At 57.9% G+C, this 16,270-nt stretch carries 10 protein-coding genes; 5 read left to right on the top strand and 5 right to left on the bottom strand.

Annotated features, from left to right (window positions below):
• The first annotated feature begins 9 nt into the window (after positions 1-9).
• Complete coding sequence (locus ACAM27_RS03705; protein WP_369612582.1) at positions 10-1,926, top strand: ATP-binding protein; 1,917 nt, start codon at positions 10-12, stop codon at positions 1,924-1,926.
• Here the strand turns inward: ACAM27_RS03705 and acnA are convergent.
• A complete protein-coding gene (gene acnA / locus ACAM27_RS03700; protein WP_369612581.1) occupies positions 1,923-4,685 on the bottom strand; it encodes an aconitate hydratase AcnA in 2,763 nt (920 codons plus the stop codon). The two genes, ACAM27_RS03705 and acnA, sit on opposite strands and share 4 nt — an antisense overlap.
• A 215-nt stretch (positions 4,686-4,900) precedes the next feature.
• Between acnA and ACAM27_RS03695 the strand changes: the two genes are divergently transcribed.
• On the top strand, positions 4,901-7,801 hold the full coding sequence (locus ACAM27_RS03695; protein WP_369612580.1) for an MHYT domain-containing protein: 2,901 nt from the start codon (positions 4,901-4,903) through the stop codon (positions 7,799-7,801).
• Complete coding sequence (locus tag ACAM27_RS03690) at positions 7,795-8,787, top strand: HD-GYP domain-containing protein (protein WP_369612579.1); 993 nt, start codon at positions 7,795-7,797, stop codon at positions 8,785-8,787. The genes ACAM27_RS03695 and ACAM27_RS03690 overlap by 7 nt, the downstream gene beginning before the upstream one ends.
• Here ACAM27_RS03690 and ACAM27_RS03685 read toward each other — a convergent pair.
• From ACAM27_RS03685 to ACAM27_RS03675, 3 genes are all read right to left on the bottom strand, one after another.
• Positions 8,784-10,085, bottom strand: a complete 1,302-nt coding sequence (locus ACAM27_RS03685) for a methyl-accepting chemotaxis protein (protein ID WP_226538079.1) — start codon at positions 10,083-10,085, stop codon at positions 8,784-8,786. The two genes, ACAM27_RS03690 and ACAM27_RS03685, sit on opposite strands and share 4 nt — an antisense overlap.
• Positions 10,086-10,265: 180 nt before the next feature.
• Positions 10,266-11,789 carry a methyl-accepting chemotaxis protein gene (locus ACAM27_RS03680; RefSeq protein ID WP_023009438.1) on the bottom strand — a complete coding sequence of 508 codons (1,524 nt, stop codon included), beginning with the start codon at positions 11,787-11,789 and terminating at the stop codon, positions 10,266-10,268.
• Between the two features lie 11 nt (positions 11,790-11,800).
• The gene (locus ACAM27_RS03675; protein WP_023009437.1) at positions 11,801-12,370 is read right to left on the bottom strand and encodes an SCO family protein; all 570 of its coding nucleotides are present in this window, start codon (positions 12,368-12,370) and stop codon (positions 11,801-11,803) included.
• 264 nt (positions 12,371-12,634) lie between these two features.
• On the opposite strand from ACAM27_RS03675, the gene ACAM27_RS03670 reads away from it, so the two are divergent.
• A complete protein-coding gene (locus ACAM27_RS03670) occupies positions 12,635-14,089 on the top strand; it encodes a hypothetical protein (protein ID WP_183577623.1) in 1,455 nt (484 codons plus the stop codon).
• An 18-nt stretch (positions 14,090-14,107) separates the two neighbouring features.
• Here ACAM27_RS03670 and ACAM27_RS03665 read toward each other — a convergent pair whose 3' ends face one another.
• A complete protein-coding gene (locus ACAM27_RS03665; protein WP_369612578.1) occupies positions 14,108-15,559 on the bottom strand; it encodes a rhomboid family intramembrane serine protease in 1,452 nt (483 codons plus the stop codon).
• Between the two features lie 225 nt (positions 15,560-15,784).
• Here ACAM27_RS03665 and ACAM27_RS03660 point away from each other — a divergent pair, with 225 nt between their 5' ends.
• Positions 15,785-16,225, top strand: coding sequence for an OmpA family protein (locus ACAM27_RS03660; RefSeq protein ID WP_369612577.1), 441 nt, complete (start codon positions 15,785-15,787; stop codon positions 16,223-16,225).
• Positions 16,226-16,270: the final 45 nt, after the last annotated feature.

Raw genomic sequence — 16,270 nt, 5'->3', positions numbered from 1 at the left:
TGCATTGACATGAGCACACAAAAACAAGAACAAGCTTTTTTCGGCCTGGTCTGGCTCGCGCGATTGACGGTATGCCTGCTCACGGTCGGGCTCGCGCTGGCGATAGATTCAACCGCTACGGAACGACACCGGGCCGATGTGCGGGCGCACTGGCAAGAGCGGGTAGATGATCTGGGGCTGCGCCTGAGAGCCACCATCCTGCAAAACACACAAACAGTGTGGGGGCTCGCTGCAAACGTTGCGGTCCAACCAGATATCGGTGAAGAGCGATTTCAGCGGCTGGCTTCCGTCATCGTCAAACTGGCACCAGAACTGCTGAATATCGGTTTGGCCCCCGGATTTATCATAAAACACATCTACCCTCTGGATGTAAATGAGGCTGCCCTCGGGCTCGACCTTCAGGCTCAGAGCTTGTCAAGAGATCAAATGGCCCTGCTACTGGAAAGCCGGCGAGCAGTCTTCAGCGGCCCTATTAATCTGGTACAGGGAGGCCAGGGCCTGGCCGCGCGCATTCCCATTTTCGAGAACGACACGGGACGGGTTTGGGGGGTTATCTCCGCCATTCTGGATCTGAATCGACTTTACACCGCGATTGGGCTGGACAGCCTCCCTCCCGAGGTGGTCTTTGCGCTCTCAACGACAGGCTCCGGCAACATAGATGAAGGCTTGTTTTTCGGTGAGCCCGATGCAGCCTGGCAAGCGCCCGTGTCAACAACCATGGCCATGCCGGGATTTTCCTGGAAGCTCTACGCTCAGCCAGCGGATGGATGGCCGGACCATCCGGACTCTCCGTGGCTGCTGCGTAGTCTGCTCGGGCTGGTCACTCTGATCATCATTGCCGGCACACTCTGGATAACGACACTCATCCTCCGTGATCGCCAGATGCAACTCCGATTCTGGGGCCTGTTTGAACTCGCCCCGTTCGGCATCGCCCTCTATGACGCGATCTCAGGGGAGTTGCTACAGGCCAACCCGGGCTTCACCCGAATACTGGACTCGAAAGCCAAGAACATCGGGTATTTCGACGATGTGCGCAGCCTTTCCGGCGACCAACAACGCAGCGAACCTTCGATATCCAACCGCCTGGCAAGCCAGGTTCGCTTCACCGGAGTTGAAGGCTTCTTCCCCATGGCGGATGGGACTCTCCAGCCGCTCATGCTCCACGGTTTGCGCCTGGACCTCCAGGGAAAAGAGTCCGTTATCTGGATCATCGTCGAGGACATCTCCCAACGAAAAGAGGCGGAACGATTAAAGAGCGAGTTTATCTCGACCGTCAGTCATGAACTCAGAACCCCCCTCACCTCCATTTCCGGGGCGCTGTCGCTGTTAACGACCAATGCTGTCGGAGAGCTTTCAGGAAAAGCACAACAATTGCTGAAGATCGCCCAAAGAAACAGCGATCAGCTGGGTTTTCTGATCAATGACCTGCTGGACATCGAGAAACTGATTGCGGGCAAGATGGATTTCAATGTGGTCGAATTTCCTGTGTCTGAGGCGATCACCGAAAGTCTGGAAAACATCCAGAACTATGCCACCGAAAAAAACATCACTCTCAACGCTCAAGAACTTTCAACAACCACGGTTAAGGCGGACAAACAAAGGTTGGCACAGGCACTCAACAACATCCTGTCAAACGCGATCAAGTTCTCACCGGTCAACGGCCAGATTCGTATCTGGACAAAACTGCATGGCCAAGGGCTTCGAATCTACGTGCAGGACGAGGGACCTGGTATCGCTCCGGAATTCAGAGAGCGCATGTTCCAGAAGTTCTCCCAGGCCGACAGTTCGGATCGACGCAGCAAGGGTGGCACTGGCCTTGGCCTGGCCATCACCAAAGAGCTGATGGCCAGGATGGAGGGCGACGTCGACTTCACGTCAGAAGCTGGCCAGGGAGCCACCTTCTGGCTGGAAGTCCCGGCCGCCTAGGCGTTTTTCAGCATCTCCCGCACCACGTAATGCAGGATACCACCATGCTGGAAATACACTGCCTCGTTGGCAGTATCAATCCGTGACTTCAGCTCGCAGGTTTCGGTAGAGCCATCCTTGTATTTCACCGTCATGGTCAGGGTCTGGCCCGGCTTGATCTCGCCAGACAGTCCCTGAATGCTGATCGTTTCCTCCCCGGTGAGTTTCAGGCTCTTGCGATCAGTCCCCTCCGGGAATTGCAGCGGCATCACGCCCATGCCAATCAGGTTGGAGCGATGGATGCGCTCATAGGATTCCGCTACCACGGCTTTTACGCCCAGCAACCGGGTGCCCTTGGCGGCCCAATCCCGACTGGAGCCAGTGCCGTATTCCTTGCCGGCAATCACCACCAGCGGCGTGCCCTGTTCCTGATACTTCATGGCGGCATCGTAGATGGCCATTTGCTCCCCGGTGGGCACAAATTTGGTGAAGCCGCCTTCCACGCCGTCGAGCATTTCGTTGCGTATGCGCACGTTGGCAAAGGTACCGCGCATCATCACCTCGTGGTTGCCCCGGCGGGAGCCGTAGGAGTTGAAGTCTTTTGGCTCTACCCCATGTTCCTGCAGGTATTTGCCCGCCGGGGTATCCGGCTTGAAGGAACCGGCCGGTGAGATATGGTCGGTGGTCACCGAATCGCCCAACAGCGCCAGGATGTTGGCATCCTTGATGTCATCAATGGCCTCGGGCTGCTCGCCCATGCCTTCAAAGAAGGGCGGATGCTGTATGTAGGTGGATTTGTCGCTCCACTCGTACACCTTGCTTTCCGGCACCTTGATCGACTTCCAAATGTCGTCGCCCTCGAAGACCTCGCCGTATTCCTTGCGGAACATGTCGGTCTTCACCTTCTCGACCGCTTCGGCGATCTCGGCCTGGCTTGGCCACAGGTCTTTCAGGTACACCGGGTTGCCATCCTGGTCTGCGCCCAGAGGATCCTTGGTAAGGTCTACCCGTACGTTGCCGGCCAAAGCATAGGCAACGACCAGTGGGGGCGACGCCAGCCAGTTGGTTTTCACCAGCGGATGCACCCGGCCCTCGAAATTGCGGTTACCGGACAGCACCGAGGCCACGGTGAGATCTCCATCAGTAATCGCTTTCTCGACTTCATCCGGCAGCGGGCCGGAGTTACCAATACAAGTGGTGCAGCCATAACCCACCAGGTTGAAACCCAGTTGGTTCATGTCATCCTGAAGGCCGGCCACTTTGAGGTAGTCGGTCACCACCTTGGAGCCCGGCGCCAGTGAGGTTTTGACCCAGGGTTTGGTTTTCAGACCCTTGGCCACGGCCTTTTTGGCAATCAGGCCAGCCGCCATCATTACGCTGGGGTTGGATGTATTGGTACAGGAGGTAATCGCCGCAATCACCACCGCGCCCGGGTCCAGCCGGGTAGATTCACCATTCATGTGAAGTGGCTGACTGGCGGGGTGTTCGAAATAGGCGCTCTGAGCACCGACCGCTGTGCCACCCCCTTCAGATTCCAGCTTGGCCTCACGGCTTTCTGCCGGGCCTTCCGAGGTTTCCATCAGCAATTCAAACGACGCTTTCATGTTGGTGAGGGCAACCCGGTCCTGGGGTCGTTTCGGGCCGGCAAGGCTGGCTTCCACCTCACCCATGTCCAGCTCCAGGGTATCGGTATATACCGGCTCATGACCGGGCTCCCGCCACAATCCCTGGGCTTTGGCGTAGTTTTCAACCAGTTCCAGCAGTGCTTCATCCCGCCCGGTCAGGCGCATGTAGTTGATGGTTTGTTCATCCACCGGGAAGAAACCACAGGTAGCGCCGTATTCCGGCGCCATATTGGCAATGGTGGCACGGTCGGCCACGGGCATGTCTTTCAGGCCGTCCCCATAGAACTCCACAAACTTGCCCACCACGCCTTTCTTGCGCAGCATTTCCGTGACGGTCAGCACCAGGTCGGTCGCCGTGATGCCCTCCCTCAGCTTGCCGGTGATCTTGAAACCGATCACCTCCGGAATCAGCATGGAGACCGGCTGGCCGAGCATGGCGGCTTCCGCTTCGATACCGCCCACGCCCCAGCCGAGTATGCCCAGACCGTTGATCATGGTGGTGTGGGAATCGGTGCCCACCAGCGTGTCCGGGTAGGCGATGGTTTTACCGTCCACCTCCTTCTGCCACACCGTTTTGCCCAGATATTCCAGATTCACCTGATGGCAGATGCCGGTGCCCGGTGGCACCACCCGGAAGTTGTCAAAGGCCTGCTGGCCCCAACGCAGGAACTCGTAACGCTCCTGGTTGCGTTCCATCTCAATGGCGACGTTTTCCTTGAAGGCCGACGGGGTACCATACTTGTCCACCATCACCGAGTGGTCGATCACCAGATCCACCGGCGATAAAGGGTTGATCAGGGCGGGGTCTTTACCAGCGTTCTTCACGGCCTCGCGCATGGCCGCCAGGTCCACGACCCCGGGTACCCCGGTAAAGTCCTGCATCAACACCCGGGCCGGACGGAACTGGATTTCGGTATCCGAGCCGCGGTCTTTCAACCATTGCACCATGGCATCAATGTGGGAGCGGTCGACCGTCGTGTCATCTTCGTTGCGCAGCAGGTTCTCCATCAACACTTTCAACGAGAACGGCAGGCGGTTGAGGTCGCCCAGGGTGTCCGCTGCCTTGGGCAAACTGTAGTAGTGGTAGGTCTGGCCACCCGCGTTCAGGGTGGAGAGGGTATTCAGGCTGTCTTTACTCAGGGATGAACTCGACATGCGATGCCTCCTCTTCGGAAATCTCCTTTAACTATTGCATCGAATGGCGAGAGTTCAACTGCAGTCCCGTGAATGTTCCGCATTACCCCGGTGAATACTGTCAGTATCATCCGTGACCTGGCGTATACAAGTTACACAAAAAGACGATACTTAAGCCAATCCCGTACTGATACCGTACATACCTCAAATCTCTTCATCTTTTACAGGAATCTCGCTTGCTGGCGCTTGATCACTTCTTTGTTCTGAATCCAGAGACCGACAAGCTGGTGTCAGGCCAATACGACTATGGCCTGGTGGTGTTGTCGTTGCTGATTGCTATAGGCGCCTCCTACCTGGGACTAACCCTGGCTGCCGCTGCGCGCCGCAGCAACACCCTTTACATGCAGCGCCTGCACCTGTTCAGCGGTTCTGCCTCTCTGGGCTTTGGCATCTGGTCCATGCATTTTATCGGCATGCTGGCCATTGAAATGCCCACCCATGTGCACTATCACCCCTGGATTACCGCGTTTTCCGCCGCTCCGAGCCTGTTTGCCTCCTGGGTAGCGCTCAGCCTCCTGGCCCGGCACGACCTGACCGGGCAGCGACTGATCGGTGGTGGCGTGGTGGTCGGGGCCGGCATCGGTGCCATGCACTATCTGGGCATGGCCGCTATGGAGATCGGGCCGGCACTTCGCTACGACCCAACGATATTCGCACTGTCGATTGTGTTGGCGGTGATGCTAGGCACCCTGGCGCTGTGGATCAGCTTCGGACTGCGCCACAGAACGCGCCTGCGCGGGTACAAGCGCCGTTTACTCGCCGGTACCGTGATGGGGCTGGCCATCGCCGGCATGCATTACACTGCGATGGAAGCCGCCCGGTTTATCGGCCAGCCCGCCCCGGATTTTCTGCCCGGGAGCAACAGCCACACCATTCTGGCACTGACCATTGCATTCGTAACGGTAACGCTCAGCCTGCTCGCCTCCGGGGTCAACGCGGTAGCCCGTTATCGCGCCCTGATGAGACGCAGTCAGGAAACCGCCAGCGAACTGCGCACCATTGTCGATGCCGCCGTAGATGGCATTATTAAAATTTCCGATCGGGGCATTGTGCTCTCCTTTAACGAATCCGCTGAACGCATCTTCGGTTACCGCGCTGATGAAGTCGTGGGCAAGAATATCAACATGCTGATGCCCAACCCTCATCGGGACGCCCACGACGGCTATCTGAAAAACTACCTGCGTACCGGGAAACGCAAAATCATCGGTTCCGGCCGGGAAGTCTGGGCTTTGCATAAAGACGGCCACCAGATTCCGGTTCGGCTAGGCATTGGGGAATCCCGGCTGGGTGGCATCAGCACTTTCGTAGGCTTCATCACTGACATTTCCGAACGCCATCGAATGGAAACCGATCTGCGCCGGGCGAAAGAGGAAGCTGAGCAGGCTGCCGCTGCCAAAAGTGCGTTTCTGGCCAACATGAGCCATGAAATCCGCACCCCGATGAACGCCATTATCGGCTTCACAGACCTGGTACTGGACACACCGCTGGATGAAACCCAGGCACGGCATCTTGGCGTGGTGAAAACCTCGGCCCGGTCTCTGCTTAACCTGCTCAACGATATACTGGACACCGCCAAACTGGACGGTGGTCATACCGAACTCGAACTGCACGATTTTAACCTGCGCCGCCTCTGTGACCAGGTGATTGCCACGCAATCCCTGAATGCCGCGCGCAAAGGGCTGTATCTGACACTGGATTACCAGGCCGGAGAATACTACCAGGGCGATCCCTTGCGCATTCAGCAAGTGGTGCTGAATCTGTTAAGCAATGCCGTAAAATTCACCCAGACAGGCGGCGTCACCCTGAAGGTGCAGGAACCGGCTGCGCACAAGGTCGTTATCCGGGTTGAGGATACCGGCATTGGCATTTCTGCCGATCGCATCGACAGGATTTTCGAACCGTTTACCCAGGCCGATTCCAGCATGACCCGTCGCTTTGGTGGCACTGGCCTGGGCACGACCATTGCCCGACAACTGGTAGAACTGATGGGTGGCGCCATCAGCGTGACCAGCAGCCCGGGCGAGGGCTCGGTTTTCCAGGTAGAACTGCCCCTGCCTAGCGGCCTGGCCGTGGACGAGGATACGCTGGCAGACCAGGAAATCGCTCTTCCCCCTTTGCGCATTCTGGTGGCTGATGATGTGCCACAAAACCTCGAACTGCTGAGAACCCTGTTGAGTCACCGCAAACATGACGTCACCACGGTCGGAAACGGCCAGGAAGCGGTCGACCTCTACCGTAACCAGGCCTTCGATCTGATTCTGATGGATGTGCAAATGCCCGGAATAAACGGCCACGAAGCCACCCGGGCGATACGTCGACATGAAGCAGCCGCCCAGCGACGATACACGCCCGTAATTGCTCTTACCGCCAGCGTGCTGGAAGACGATCGGAGGCAGGCTTCGGAGGCAGGGATGGACGGCTTCGCCATCAAACCACTCAATCTGCCGGAACTCACTGCCGAGATGGCCAGAGTCCTGGGCATAGAGGCTTCGGCACCGAGCAATGCAGGTCATGATGTCGACGACAGTACGATAGATACCGTCACGCTCAGGCAGCTCTGGCCGGACGCCCAAAAACACCTACGGGCGGCAGGACGTCTGTTGCAAGCGCCAGAGAATCAACCCGAAGCAATCCGGCTCTGCCCCGATAACCCGACAGCCGAAGCCCACCGGGTTCGCGGCATTGCCGGCAATCTGGGTTTCCGGCGTTTAGCGGCAACGCTGGCAAACCTGGAGACCCGGCTGAAATCGGAAAAACCGGTGCCGGAGGCCCTGTGGCAGGAGCTCCAGAACGATTTTGATCGGGCACGCCAGTGGCTGACCGAACAAGCAGCGGACTCTGAAACGCGCCCCGCAAGCTGGACTGAACCGGATGCCATAGACCCGAAAACGCTGGCACAAGTGATCGAACGCCTGAGCCAGGGCGAGATTCCGGAGCGTGCTATCAAACAACTGAAGCCAGGACTGCCCAGGGAGATCGCCGATGCGATGAACGAGGCTCTCGATGACTTCGAACCGGAAAAAGCTGCCGAACTTCTGATGACCTTTCGCAACACCCTGGAGGCCTCGCAATGCTGACCGACACCAAGACCCTGTTGCTGGTGGACGACGAGCCAGCCAACCTTCAGGTGCTGCGCAACGTTCTTTCCGACCAATACCGGTTACTGTTCGCCAAAGATGGCAATCGGGCCCTGGAGCTGGCACGCAGCGAGCAACCGGATCTTGTTCTGCTGGATGTAATGATGCCTGGCCTGTCCGGTTACGAGGTGTGCAACGCACTGAAAGCCGGCCAGGACACCCGCGCTATTCCGGTCATCTTTGTCACTGCATTGTCCGATGCCGATGATGAGGCCCGGGGCTTTGAGCTGGGTGCTGTGGACTACCTCACCAAACCGGTGAATGCAGCGATTGTAAAGGCCAGAGTCAAAAATCATCTGTCCCTGGTGCGTATGGACGAGCTGATAGAGACCCGGCTGGCCGTCGTTCAGCGGCTGGGGCGAGCGGCAGAATACAAGGACAACGAAACCGGCCTGCACGTTATCCGCATGAGCCATTTCTCACGGCTGATTGCACTGGAGGCCGGGCTCGGCGAAGCCTGGTCTGACACCCTGCTCAATGCTGCCCCGATGCACGATATCGGCAAAATCGGCATTCCGGACGCCATTCTCCAGAAACCTGGCAAGCTGGAGCCGGATGAGTGGGTCATCATGCAACGCCACGCGGAAATCGGGGCGGAGATCATCGGTGAAGACGGCTCAGATCTGCTCAACATGGCGCGGGAAGTGGCCATGAATCACCACGAGAAATGGGACGGCAGCGGCTACCCGAAAGGCCTGAAAGGAACCGCCATTCCCATCTCTGCCCGGATCGTGGCCCTGGCCGATGTCTTCGACGCTCTCACCAGCGAGCGCCCTTACAAGAAAGCATGGCCGATAGAACAGGCAACGGATTTGATTCGCGAGCAAAGCGGCAAGCATTTCGACCCGGAACTGGTCGAAGCCTTCTTCCGCTGCCTCCCGGCCATACTTGACGTGCGCCAGCGTTGGCAGGAAGAGGCTGCCTAACAGCCCAGATCGCCACGCTTCAGAACTTCTTCAATCATGTCATCCAACAGGTCAATGACTTCGCCTGAGGAAGACTTGAGTGTGGCTACCAACTCCCGGGAGAGTTCAGAATAGCGATCAGAACTGATCCTCTTCTGATGAAATTCCTGGGCCGTTTTATAAAGCTCACGGCCTGCTTTATGCACTTGTGGGTGAACCACCTTAATCAGCCGGTCAGCACTGCGGAGCTGGTGCATGGGCTGAGCCTTGTCGCTGGCCAGGAAATGGCCCAGCCGGCACTGAGTGTGATCCTTCACTTCCGCCTCAGTGATCGAGTTTTCATTGAATACGGCAAAGCGGATGAGCTTGTCCACCCAGACCACATGATCACGCTTGGCACTGGCCAGCACGAGACAGGGAGTGGTTAACCGGATCTGGCTGAAGATGCGGTCGGTGTCGTCCCGAAGTGGGCGAATCGCCTGCATCAAATCCCGGAAAATACTGGCCAGAGCATCGGAATCTTCAGAGTTGGAACTGACCTGACGCGCCATATCCGCGGCCACCTGACTCTGCTCCTCGGCCGCAGCGGCAATGGAGGTTGCCTGGTCGTAGTTGATGTTCGAGGACTCCCGGGACTGATGTATCACCTCCGCCACCCGCTCCCGGCTTTCCCCCGAGGCCTGCACAGCACGTACGGAATTTCCCAACCGGGACTGGACCGATTCAGAGCCGGAGATGATCTGCGAGACAATCCCGTTGATTTCCTGCGCCGCCCCCGCACTTCGGGCAGCTAATTGCCGCACCTCGTCCGCAACCACCGCAAAGCCCCTGCCCGCCTCACCGGCACGGGCGGCCTCAATCGCCGCATTAAGGGCGAGCAGGTTTGTCTGGTCGGATATTTCATTCACGGTGTTGGTAAGCGATTCAATACTCCGGGTTTGCTCCGCCAGCGAACGCATTTCCTCGTTGGCCTGGGTCAGGGCGATATCCACCTCGGCCAGACGCGCCTCCATATCCTCCAGCGCGGAAATGGATTCCCTGGTGTACTCATTTACCCGGGAGGCTTGCTCCAGTACATCCTGGCCCAGGCCACCCACTTCCGACGCACTGGCCGACATTTCCTCAATGGCGGCGGACAACGTCTGAATATTGGCGACAAGGTTATGAATGCGGTCGTCAAACTCCAGAGCGCCCTGGCCCAGATCAGAAATATGGCGGGAGACATCCACAGCGCCATTAGCCACCGACAATTCCTCTGAACGCACTGACGACAAATACTCTGCCAGTGGCACCAGCCAGTCAGGACAACGTGTGGGCACCCCGTTATCCAGTAAAGATTGAATCTGTTGTTTTGCTCGTTTTTCAGACAGGAACATAGCTCTTACTCACGCAGATCCGGCAGTCGGAATTATTGGACTTGTTTGAATTTGATAACTGTCAATATTAACGGCATATGCGCCAGATCCTGCAGAACCCAGATCAATTTTTCTGACGGGTTTTCAGGGCAACCGGTAGCGGCTGATCAACTCGTCCACCCGGACCACGCTGTTCTCCAGCTCACCCGCCATGTTCTGCACACTGTCGGCCTCTTTGGCCACCTCAGCGTTACGGGTCGCAACCGCATGAATGTTCTCGTTGATCTGCAACGACGTGGCTGCCTGTTGCTCGCAGGCCGCCGCGATCTGGTTGTTCATACTGCTGACCGAATCAATGGCCTGTTCAATGCGGTTAATAGCCTCCGCGGCTTGCTGAATCGCCCGGTTGGATTCTGTGGAGCGCGTCTGCCCCATTTCCATGGCGGCAGTGGTGGCCTCGGACAGGTTCTTCAACTCATCCACTGTGGCACGAATTTCCTCGGTGAATTCCTGAGTGCGGCGCGACAGAGATCGAACCTCATCGGCGACCACAGCAAATCCGCGGCCATGCTCTCCTGCCCGGGCTGCCTCGATAGCCGCATTCAGCGCCAGCAGATTAGTCTGGTCGGAGATATCGTGAATCGAACCGGTAACCCGCGCGATGGATTCCACCTTGCCTGCCAACTGTTCCACCATTCGGGCACTGTCTTCCAGTGCCTTGTTGGTTGCATCCGTCATGGTTCGGGCACTAGTCATGGCCTGGCTGCCTGCGGAAGCGGAATCCGCCGCATCGCTGGCGGCTTCCGACGCCAGTTGAGCATTGTGCGCCACTTCCTGCACGCTGGCCGACATCTCGTTGGTGGCGGTGGCTACCTGATCAGCCTGCTGTTGCTGCTCATCTACAAATCGACGAGTGCTCTCGCTCGCCCGCAACAGCTGTTCGGAATTCCGACGCAGCTCCAGCGAGAACTCTCGCATTTGCCGGATCAGCTCGCAGGACTTTTCCATCATGTCGTTGAAGGATTTGGCACTGGCGTTACCGTCTGTGGCGGGCAGGCGGCCGGACAGATCATGTTCCCGGTCAAAGTCGCGGACAATGGCCATCATGCGAAATGCCTGATGTCTCTCCTGTTTCATCTGCACCGCAAAGAACACCAGAATGCCGGCCTCAAACACCACAAAGGCGGCGTGAAGGAAGGCGATACCCCAGCTACAGCCATAGTTGAAAATCATCAATGGCATTCCGCCCACCTCAGCTTCTGAAAGCTGCAAAGCGGTCAATAACAGATGGTGGGCGGCAATGGTGACGGCCGCAGCAACAACCGGCACCCAGTCCCGGTAAATGATCACCAGAGCCAGGGCCGAGAAGATGTGGAAATGCATTTCGATACGGCCCATCTGGGCCTGAATCATAATGGCCGAATACAGCATCAGGCAGGCCGCGAACAGAACCGAACTCGCCCGGGTGCCCCGCAGCAGGTAGTAGCCCGCCAGTGCCACCACACCCACCAACACCGAAGCCGCCAGTGCAAAACCATGGGTACCATAACCCCAGGGCACCCACAGCCCCACCACAGGCACATGGGCCAACAGAATAAAGAGCATCTGGCGGTCGGTTACCAGCGCCTGTTCTTTCGCCAGATCGTCAATCGCAATGCTGTTTGCCACGGCTGAAACCCTCAAAATTGCGACAGAAGCCGCTGAATGTCTTGCTCAACCCGGGCCAGATCCAGCGCCGGGGAGCTGTAAAGCAAATGGCGCCGATTATCTGCGGTGACGGCGTAAATCCGTGCACTGTGGTCGAAATCGTACTGATCACCGTTACCCACTTTCGCGGCATATTCGGCAAACCCCATCGCCAGTTCTTGCGCAGCGGCCTGAGATACGGGCCGGACGGCCTGAAAACCCTCGCCCATACTGGCCATAATCCGGTCAAGCTCCTGCTGGCTGTCTCGTTCGGGATCCAGTGTTACAAATACGAAGCGCACCGGTTCGTCGGCCATTCGGTCGTGAAGCTCCTTCAAGTTGACCAGTTGCAGCGGACAGACCGTGCCGCAATGCTGGTAGCCGAAAAACACCAGCCGAATCTCCTCGCTGCCACGCTGATACCCGGGTAACGGAGGTACTTCAATATTAGTTTTGAAGCCGTAGTAATCGCCATCACGGGTGATATGGCCCAGCAACGGTAAAGACACCAACAGACCGATCACCAACAAGATGACACCGGTAATCGCAGAACGTGTTCGCATTGAGTCATCTCCTGAGCAACGGTAAACAGGTTATCGGCTGAAGGAACCATGGGCTTATAAGGTTATTCCGAGATATTCCTTACAGGGTGATGATACGTAGCGAAGGCTCAGGGGTTCACATACATACCCGGCAGATGCGTAGATATAACCATCGTCACGACAACAAGGCGGACCGAGACCCAACTGTGAACACAGCGGGTGCGGCAACTGTCGAGTTCTGTCATGATTGGCGGCTGATTTCTGACGGATCAGGAACTGTCTCACGTGAAGCACGATTGTCATTACCATCCGGGCGACCCTGCCAAGTGGCATTGTGGCGAATGCCAGATGCACTACTGCAGCCGTTGTATGCCGGATGCCGATACCCGCCAGCGTCGGGGGCTTTGTCCCCGCTGCAGTAAAGCCATGCGTTATCTGGGCGCAGCCACCGAAGTGGTGCCCTTCTGGCAGCGGGTCGGGGCCTTTTTCCGTTACCCCTTCCACACCGATCCGCTGATTGTCATCGCCATCTGCACGTTGGTTCCTGTAGTGGCGCCAGCCAATATTATTGGCCTGATCATCTGGCTGGTGCTGGCGCTGGCGCTGTTCAAGTACACCTATGCGGTGATCAATCACACCGCTGAAGGCCATCTGAAACCGCCAGCAGTGTCGGTGGCGTTTACCGGCAGCGGTTTTGACATTGTGGTGCTGCAACTGCTGGTGTTTGTGCTTATGGGCGGCCTGGTAGGCGCCGCCGCCATGCTGGGCGGGCCGATACTGATGATGCTTGCGGTGGCGTTTGTAGTGCTGGCACTGCCGGCCAGCATCATGGTACTGGCCATGGAGCGCTCGGTCGGCGCAGCTGTAAACCCCATGAACCTGGCGGTGCTGATCTCGCGCATCGGCACGCCCTACTTCCTGCTTTACGGGTACCTGATTCTGCTCACCCTGGCCTCCGGCGCGGCGCAGGACTTTGCCGTGAATCATTTCCCCATGTGGGTGGCCCAACCGCTGGCCGGTTTCCTGAACAGTACCTTTACCCTGATCCTGTTTCACATGCTGGGTTATCTGCTATTCCAGTATCAGGAAGAACTCGGCTTTGCCTCAGACCTTCAGGACGAGATCTCGGAAACCGACCAACACCAGCGGGATCGCAGCAGCCGGTTTGATGCCGATCTGGATATGAACCTGAAGGATGGCAACTACGACCGTGTGCAGAGCATGCTCAAGGAAGCCCTCAAACGGGACCGGACCAACCCTGCCCGCATCGGCCAGCTTTACCAGCTGCTGACCGCCCGCAATGATGCCGAAGAGCTGTACCGCTACCACCCCAGGATTATGGCCTGGCTGGCCCAACGGCATGATGGAGACGGGCTGAATCAACTGTTACAGACGCTGCAGATGGTGGAGCCGAAGTTCCAGCTGGACGACCCGGAACTGGCGGTGCAGTGTGCCGGCACCCTGTACCATCGGGGCCACCACAAAGCGGCCATCCGTTTACTGCAGGATTTCCACAAACGCTTCCCGGACAGCGAGCAGCTGGCACCCGCCTATCTGATTGTGGCCCAGGCCCTGGCCAATGGCCTGCAGCAATGGGAAAAAGCCAGTGCTTTCCTGTCGTTCATCAAGAAGCGCTGCGTGAACCATCCGGCCCACGAGCATATTGATGTCTGGCTGGAACAGGCGGCGAACCAACAACCGTTGAAAGGGCCAAAAGCGAGCTTTCAGGTTTCAGACTGAGGGCGTGCCTGCCACGCCTCAGCCGTGAACCTGCAACAGCTGCCGGTAATGGCGCGCTTTCGGCTCCATCTGCAGTTTCTCGAACTCCGCCACCAGTAGCCGGCAGGCTTCATTCACCATGTCCGGTTCGGCCTTGGCTCGCATGCGTTCAAACGCCTTCTCTGCGGCTTTGAAATCATGGCGTTTCAGGCTGGCGAACAGCACACGATTGTGCGCCTCCGGTGCCAACGGATGATAGGCCTCGCCCTTGCTCAGATACTCCTGCCAGACATCCACCATCTGTTCCGGCTGCCGCCGGGCGATGGCATCGGCCATCATTTCTTCGGCACGCATCCGGTAGCTGTCCAGGTCCGGCCTTAATTTAGCCAGTTGATACAGGTGCTCGAGCAGCACGGGCCGTTCCGGATAACGCTCCCGCAACGCCTCGAACTGGCGCCGGGCCAGATCGAACTCCATGCGGCCAAGGCTGGCCATGGCCTGGCCATAGGCCTTGGTGAACTGTTCGTCCTGTTCTTCCTGCTCCGGTTCGAAGAACTCTTCTTTCACCTGCAGCCAGCTCTGGCCCAGCAGCCAAACCAACCCTGCACCGGCCGCCAGGCCACCGGCATGGGCCATATAGGCAATACCGGTGGCACCGGCAAACCAGTAGTCATAGATTTCCTTGCCCAGCCAGACCGGCAGCATGGCGATGGCCGGTGCCCGGAAATAATTGAAGTAAACGCCCAGGAAGTAGAAGAAGCGAATGCGCTGCAGCCCGTAAATAGCCACATACATGCCCATCAACCCGGAAATGGAGCCGGACGCGCCCACCAGAGGTACCTGACTACCCATGGAAAAGGCGGTGAATACCAGGCCGGACAAAGCACCGCACACCAGATAAGCCACCAGAAAGCGCCCCGGGCCCAGCGCTTTTTCCACGGTAAAACCCAGCAGGAACAGGAACAGCAGGTTACCAATAATGTGGCCCCAGCCGCCGTGCAGGAACTGGTAGGTAATGAGCGTGTACAACGAGAGCTCTGCCGGCACCAGTCCCAACTGATAGGCACTCATCCGGCTGATCCACTGTTGCTCGATCGCCAAGCGCTGCTCCAGCCAAAGGTTGCGCTGGGCAGGGGCCCAGATCAGATCCCGGTTCTGCTGCAGATACTGGTAAAACTCACGATCCAGCAGCAGCGTCACCGCCTGCCAGAGTGCCTCCTCATTTTCCTGAAGCTGCTGGAATTCCTGCAACTCCAGAACCCGCTGCTGGCTGCCTTCGAACTGGATTTCCCGCTGCAGGTAATCCTCGTAGGCGGGGGCCTCCAGGGCCAGCAGATCGCTCTCCAGATAGTCTTCCAGTGCGGCTTCGAACTTGCGGTCGTCTCCGCCCTGGTAGAACAGAAAGACCAGCAGGCAGGCCATGATCAGGCCCAGGGTTACCCAGGGTGGGCGTTTCCAGTTTACGGCATTCTCGGCAGGAATAATCAGCATGGGCGGTCACAATTCATCATAATCTGTCCCTGAAAAGCTGCTTTTTACCACAGCGGGGCCTTCTTTTCCCGGTGTAATCACACAGTCACACAAATGCCATTCAATCGGTAGCTATAGAACCCGGGCGGCTATCGACCATTCGCCAATTGCCGTTATGGCCTCTGACATCAATAGTGAAGGGGACATAACAAAAAACGCCGGGCACTCGACTCGAGGAAGCAGCAAATGACCGTACTTGTTCTGGACAACCCCGATATGCTGGCCAAGGCCGCCCTGGCCTTCGCGGGCGCCAACGGGCAACTGTCGGCCGACGCCGACCGCCCCCACCGTACCCGATTCCACTACGGTTTCAACAAACACACGCTGGATGCCCCGGATATCGATATCCTCAAGCGGCACGCGGCCTATATCAAAGGGCACCCCGGCATGCAGGTTCGCATTCACGGCCATGCCGACAACTTTGGCTCTGCCGAATACAACCGGTTTCTGGCCCGGCTCAGAGCCAACGCTGTGGCCCGGCTACTGATTCAGGAAGGCGTGTCTCAATCGTCCATCCTGCTTGCCACCTGGGGCTCGGATCGCCCGCTGACCCGGCCGGAGGACCACGCCGCCAACCGGCGTGTGGAACTGGAATACCTGAGCCTGGACGTCGCCCGGGCGCTGTAATCGACAGAAACACAAACGGGGCCCCAAGGCCCCGTTCTTCAATGG

It is taken from the genome of Marinobacter sp. RI1, assembly GCF_041155085.1.
In the GTDB taxonomy this organism is placed as follows: domain Bacteria; phylum Pseudomonadota; class Gammaproteobacteria; order Pseudomonadales; family Oleiphilaceae; genus Marinobacter; species Marinobacter nauticus.
The sequence above is the reverse complement of the archived record's forward strand: the minus strand, read 5'-3'. Positions and strand labels throughout refer to the sequence as shown.

Bases quoted from the DNA above. Each gene is read 5' to 3' on its own strand.
- ACAM27_RS03705 (WP_369612582.1), top strand. From the start codon at position 10: ATGAGCACACAAAAACAAGAACAAGCTTTTTTCGGCCTGGTCTGGCTC.
- acnA (WP_369612581.1), bottom strand. From the start codon at position 4,685: ATGTCGAGTTCATCCCTGAGTAAAGACAGCCTGAATACCCTCTCCACC.
- ACAM27_RS03690 (WP_369612579.1), top strand. From the start codon at position 7,795: ATGCTGACCGACACCAAGACCCTGTTGCTGGTGGACGACGAGCCAGCC.
- ACAM27_RS03675 (WP_023009437.1), bottom strand. From the start codon at position 12,370: ATGCGAACACGTTCTGCGATTACCGGTGTCATCTTGTTGGTGATCGGT.
- ACAM27_RS03665 (WP_369612578.1), bottom strand. From the start codon at position 15,559: ATGCTGATTATTCCTGCCGAGAATGCCGTAAACTGGAAACGCCCACCC.
- ACAM27_RS03660 (WP_369612577.1), top strand. From the start codon at position 15,785: ATGACCGTACTTGTTCTGGACAACCCCGATATGCTGGCCAAGGCCGCC.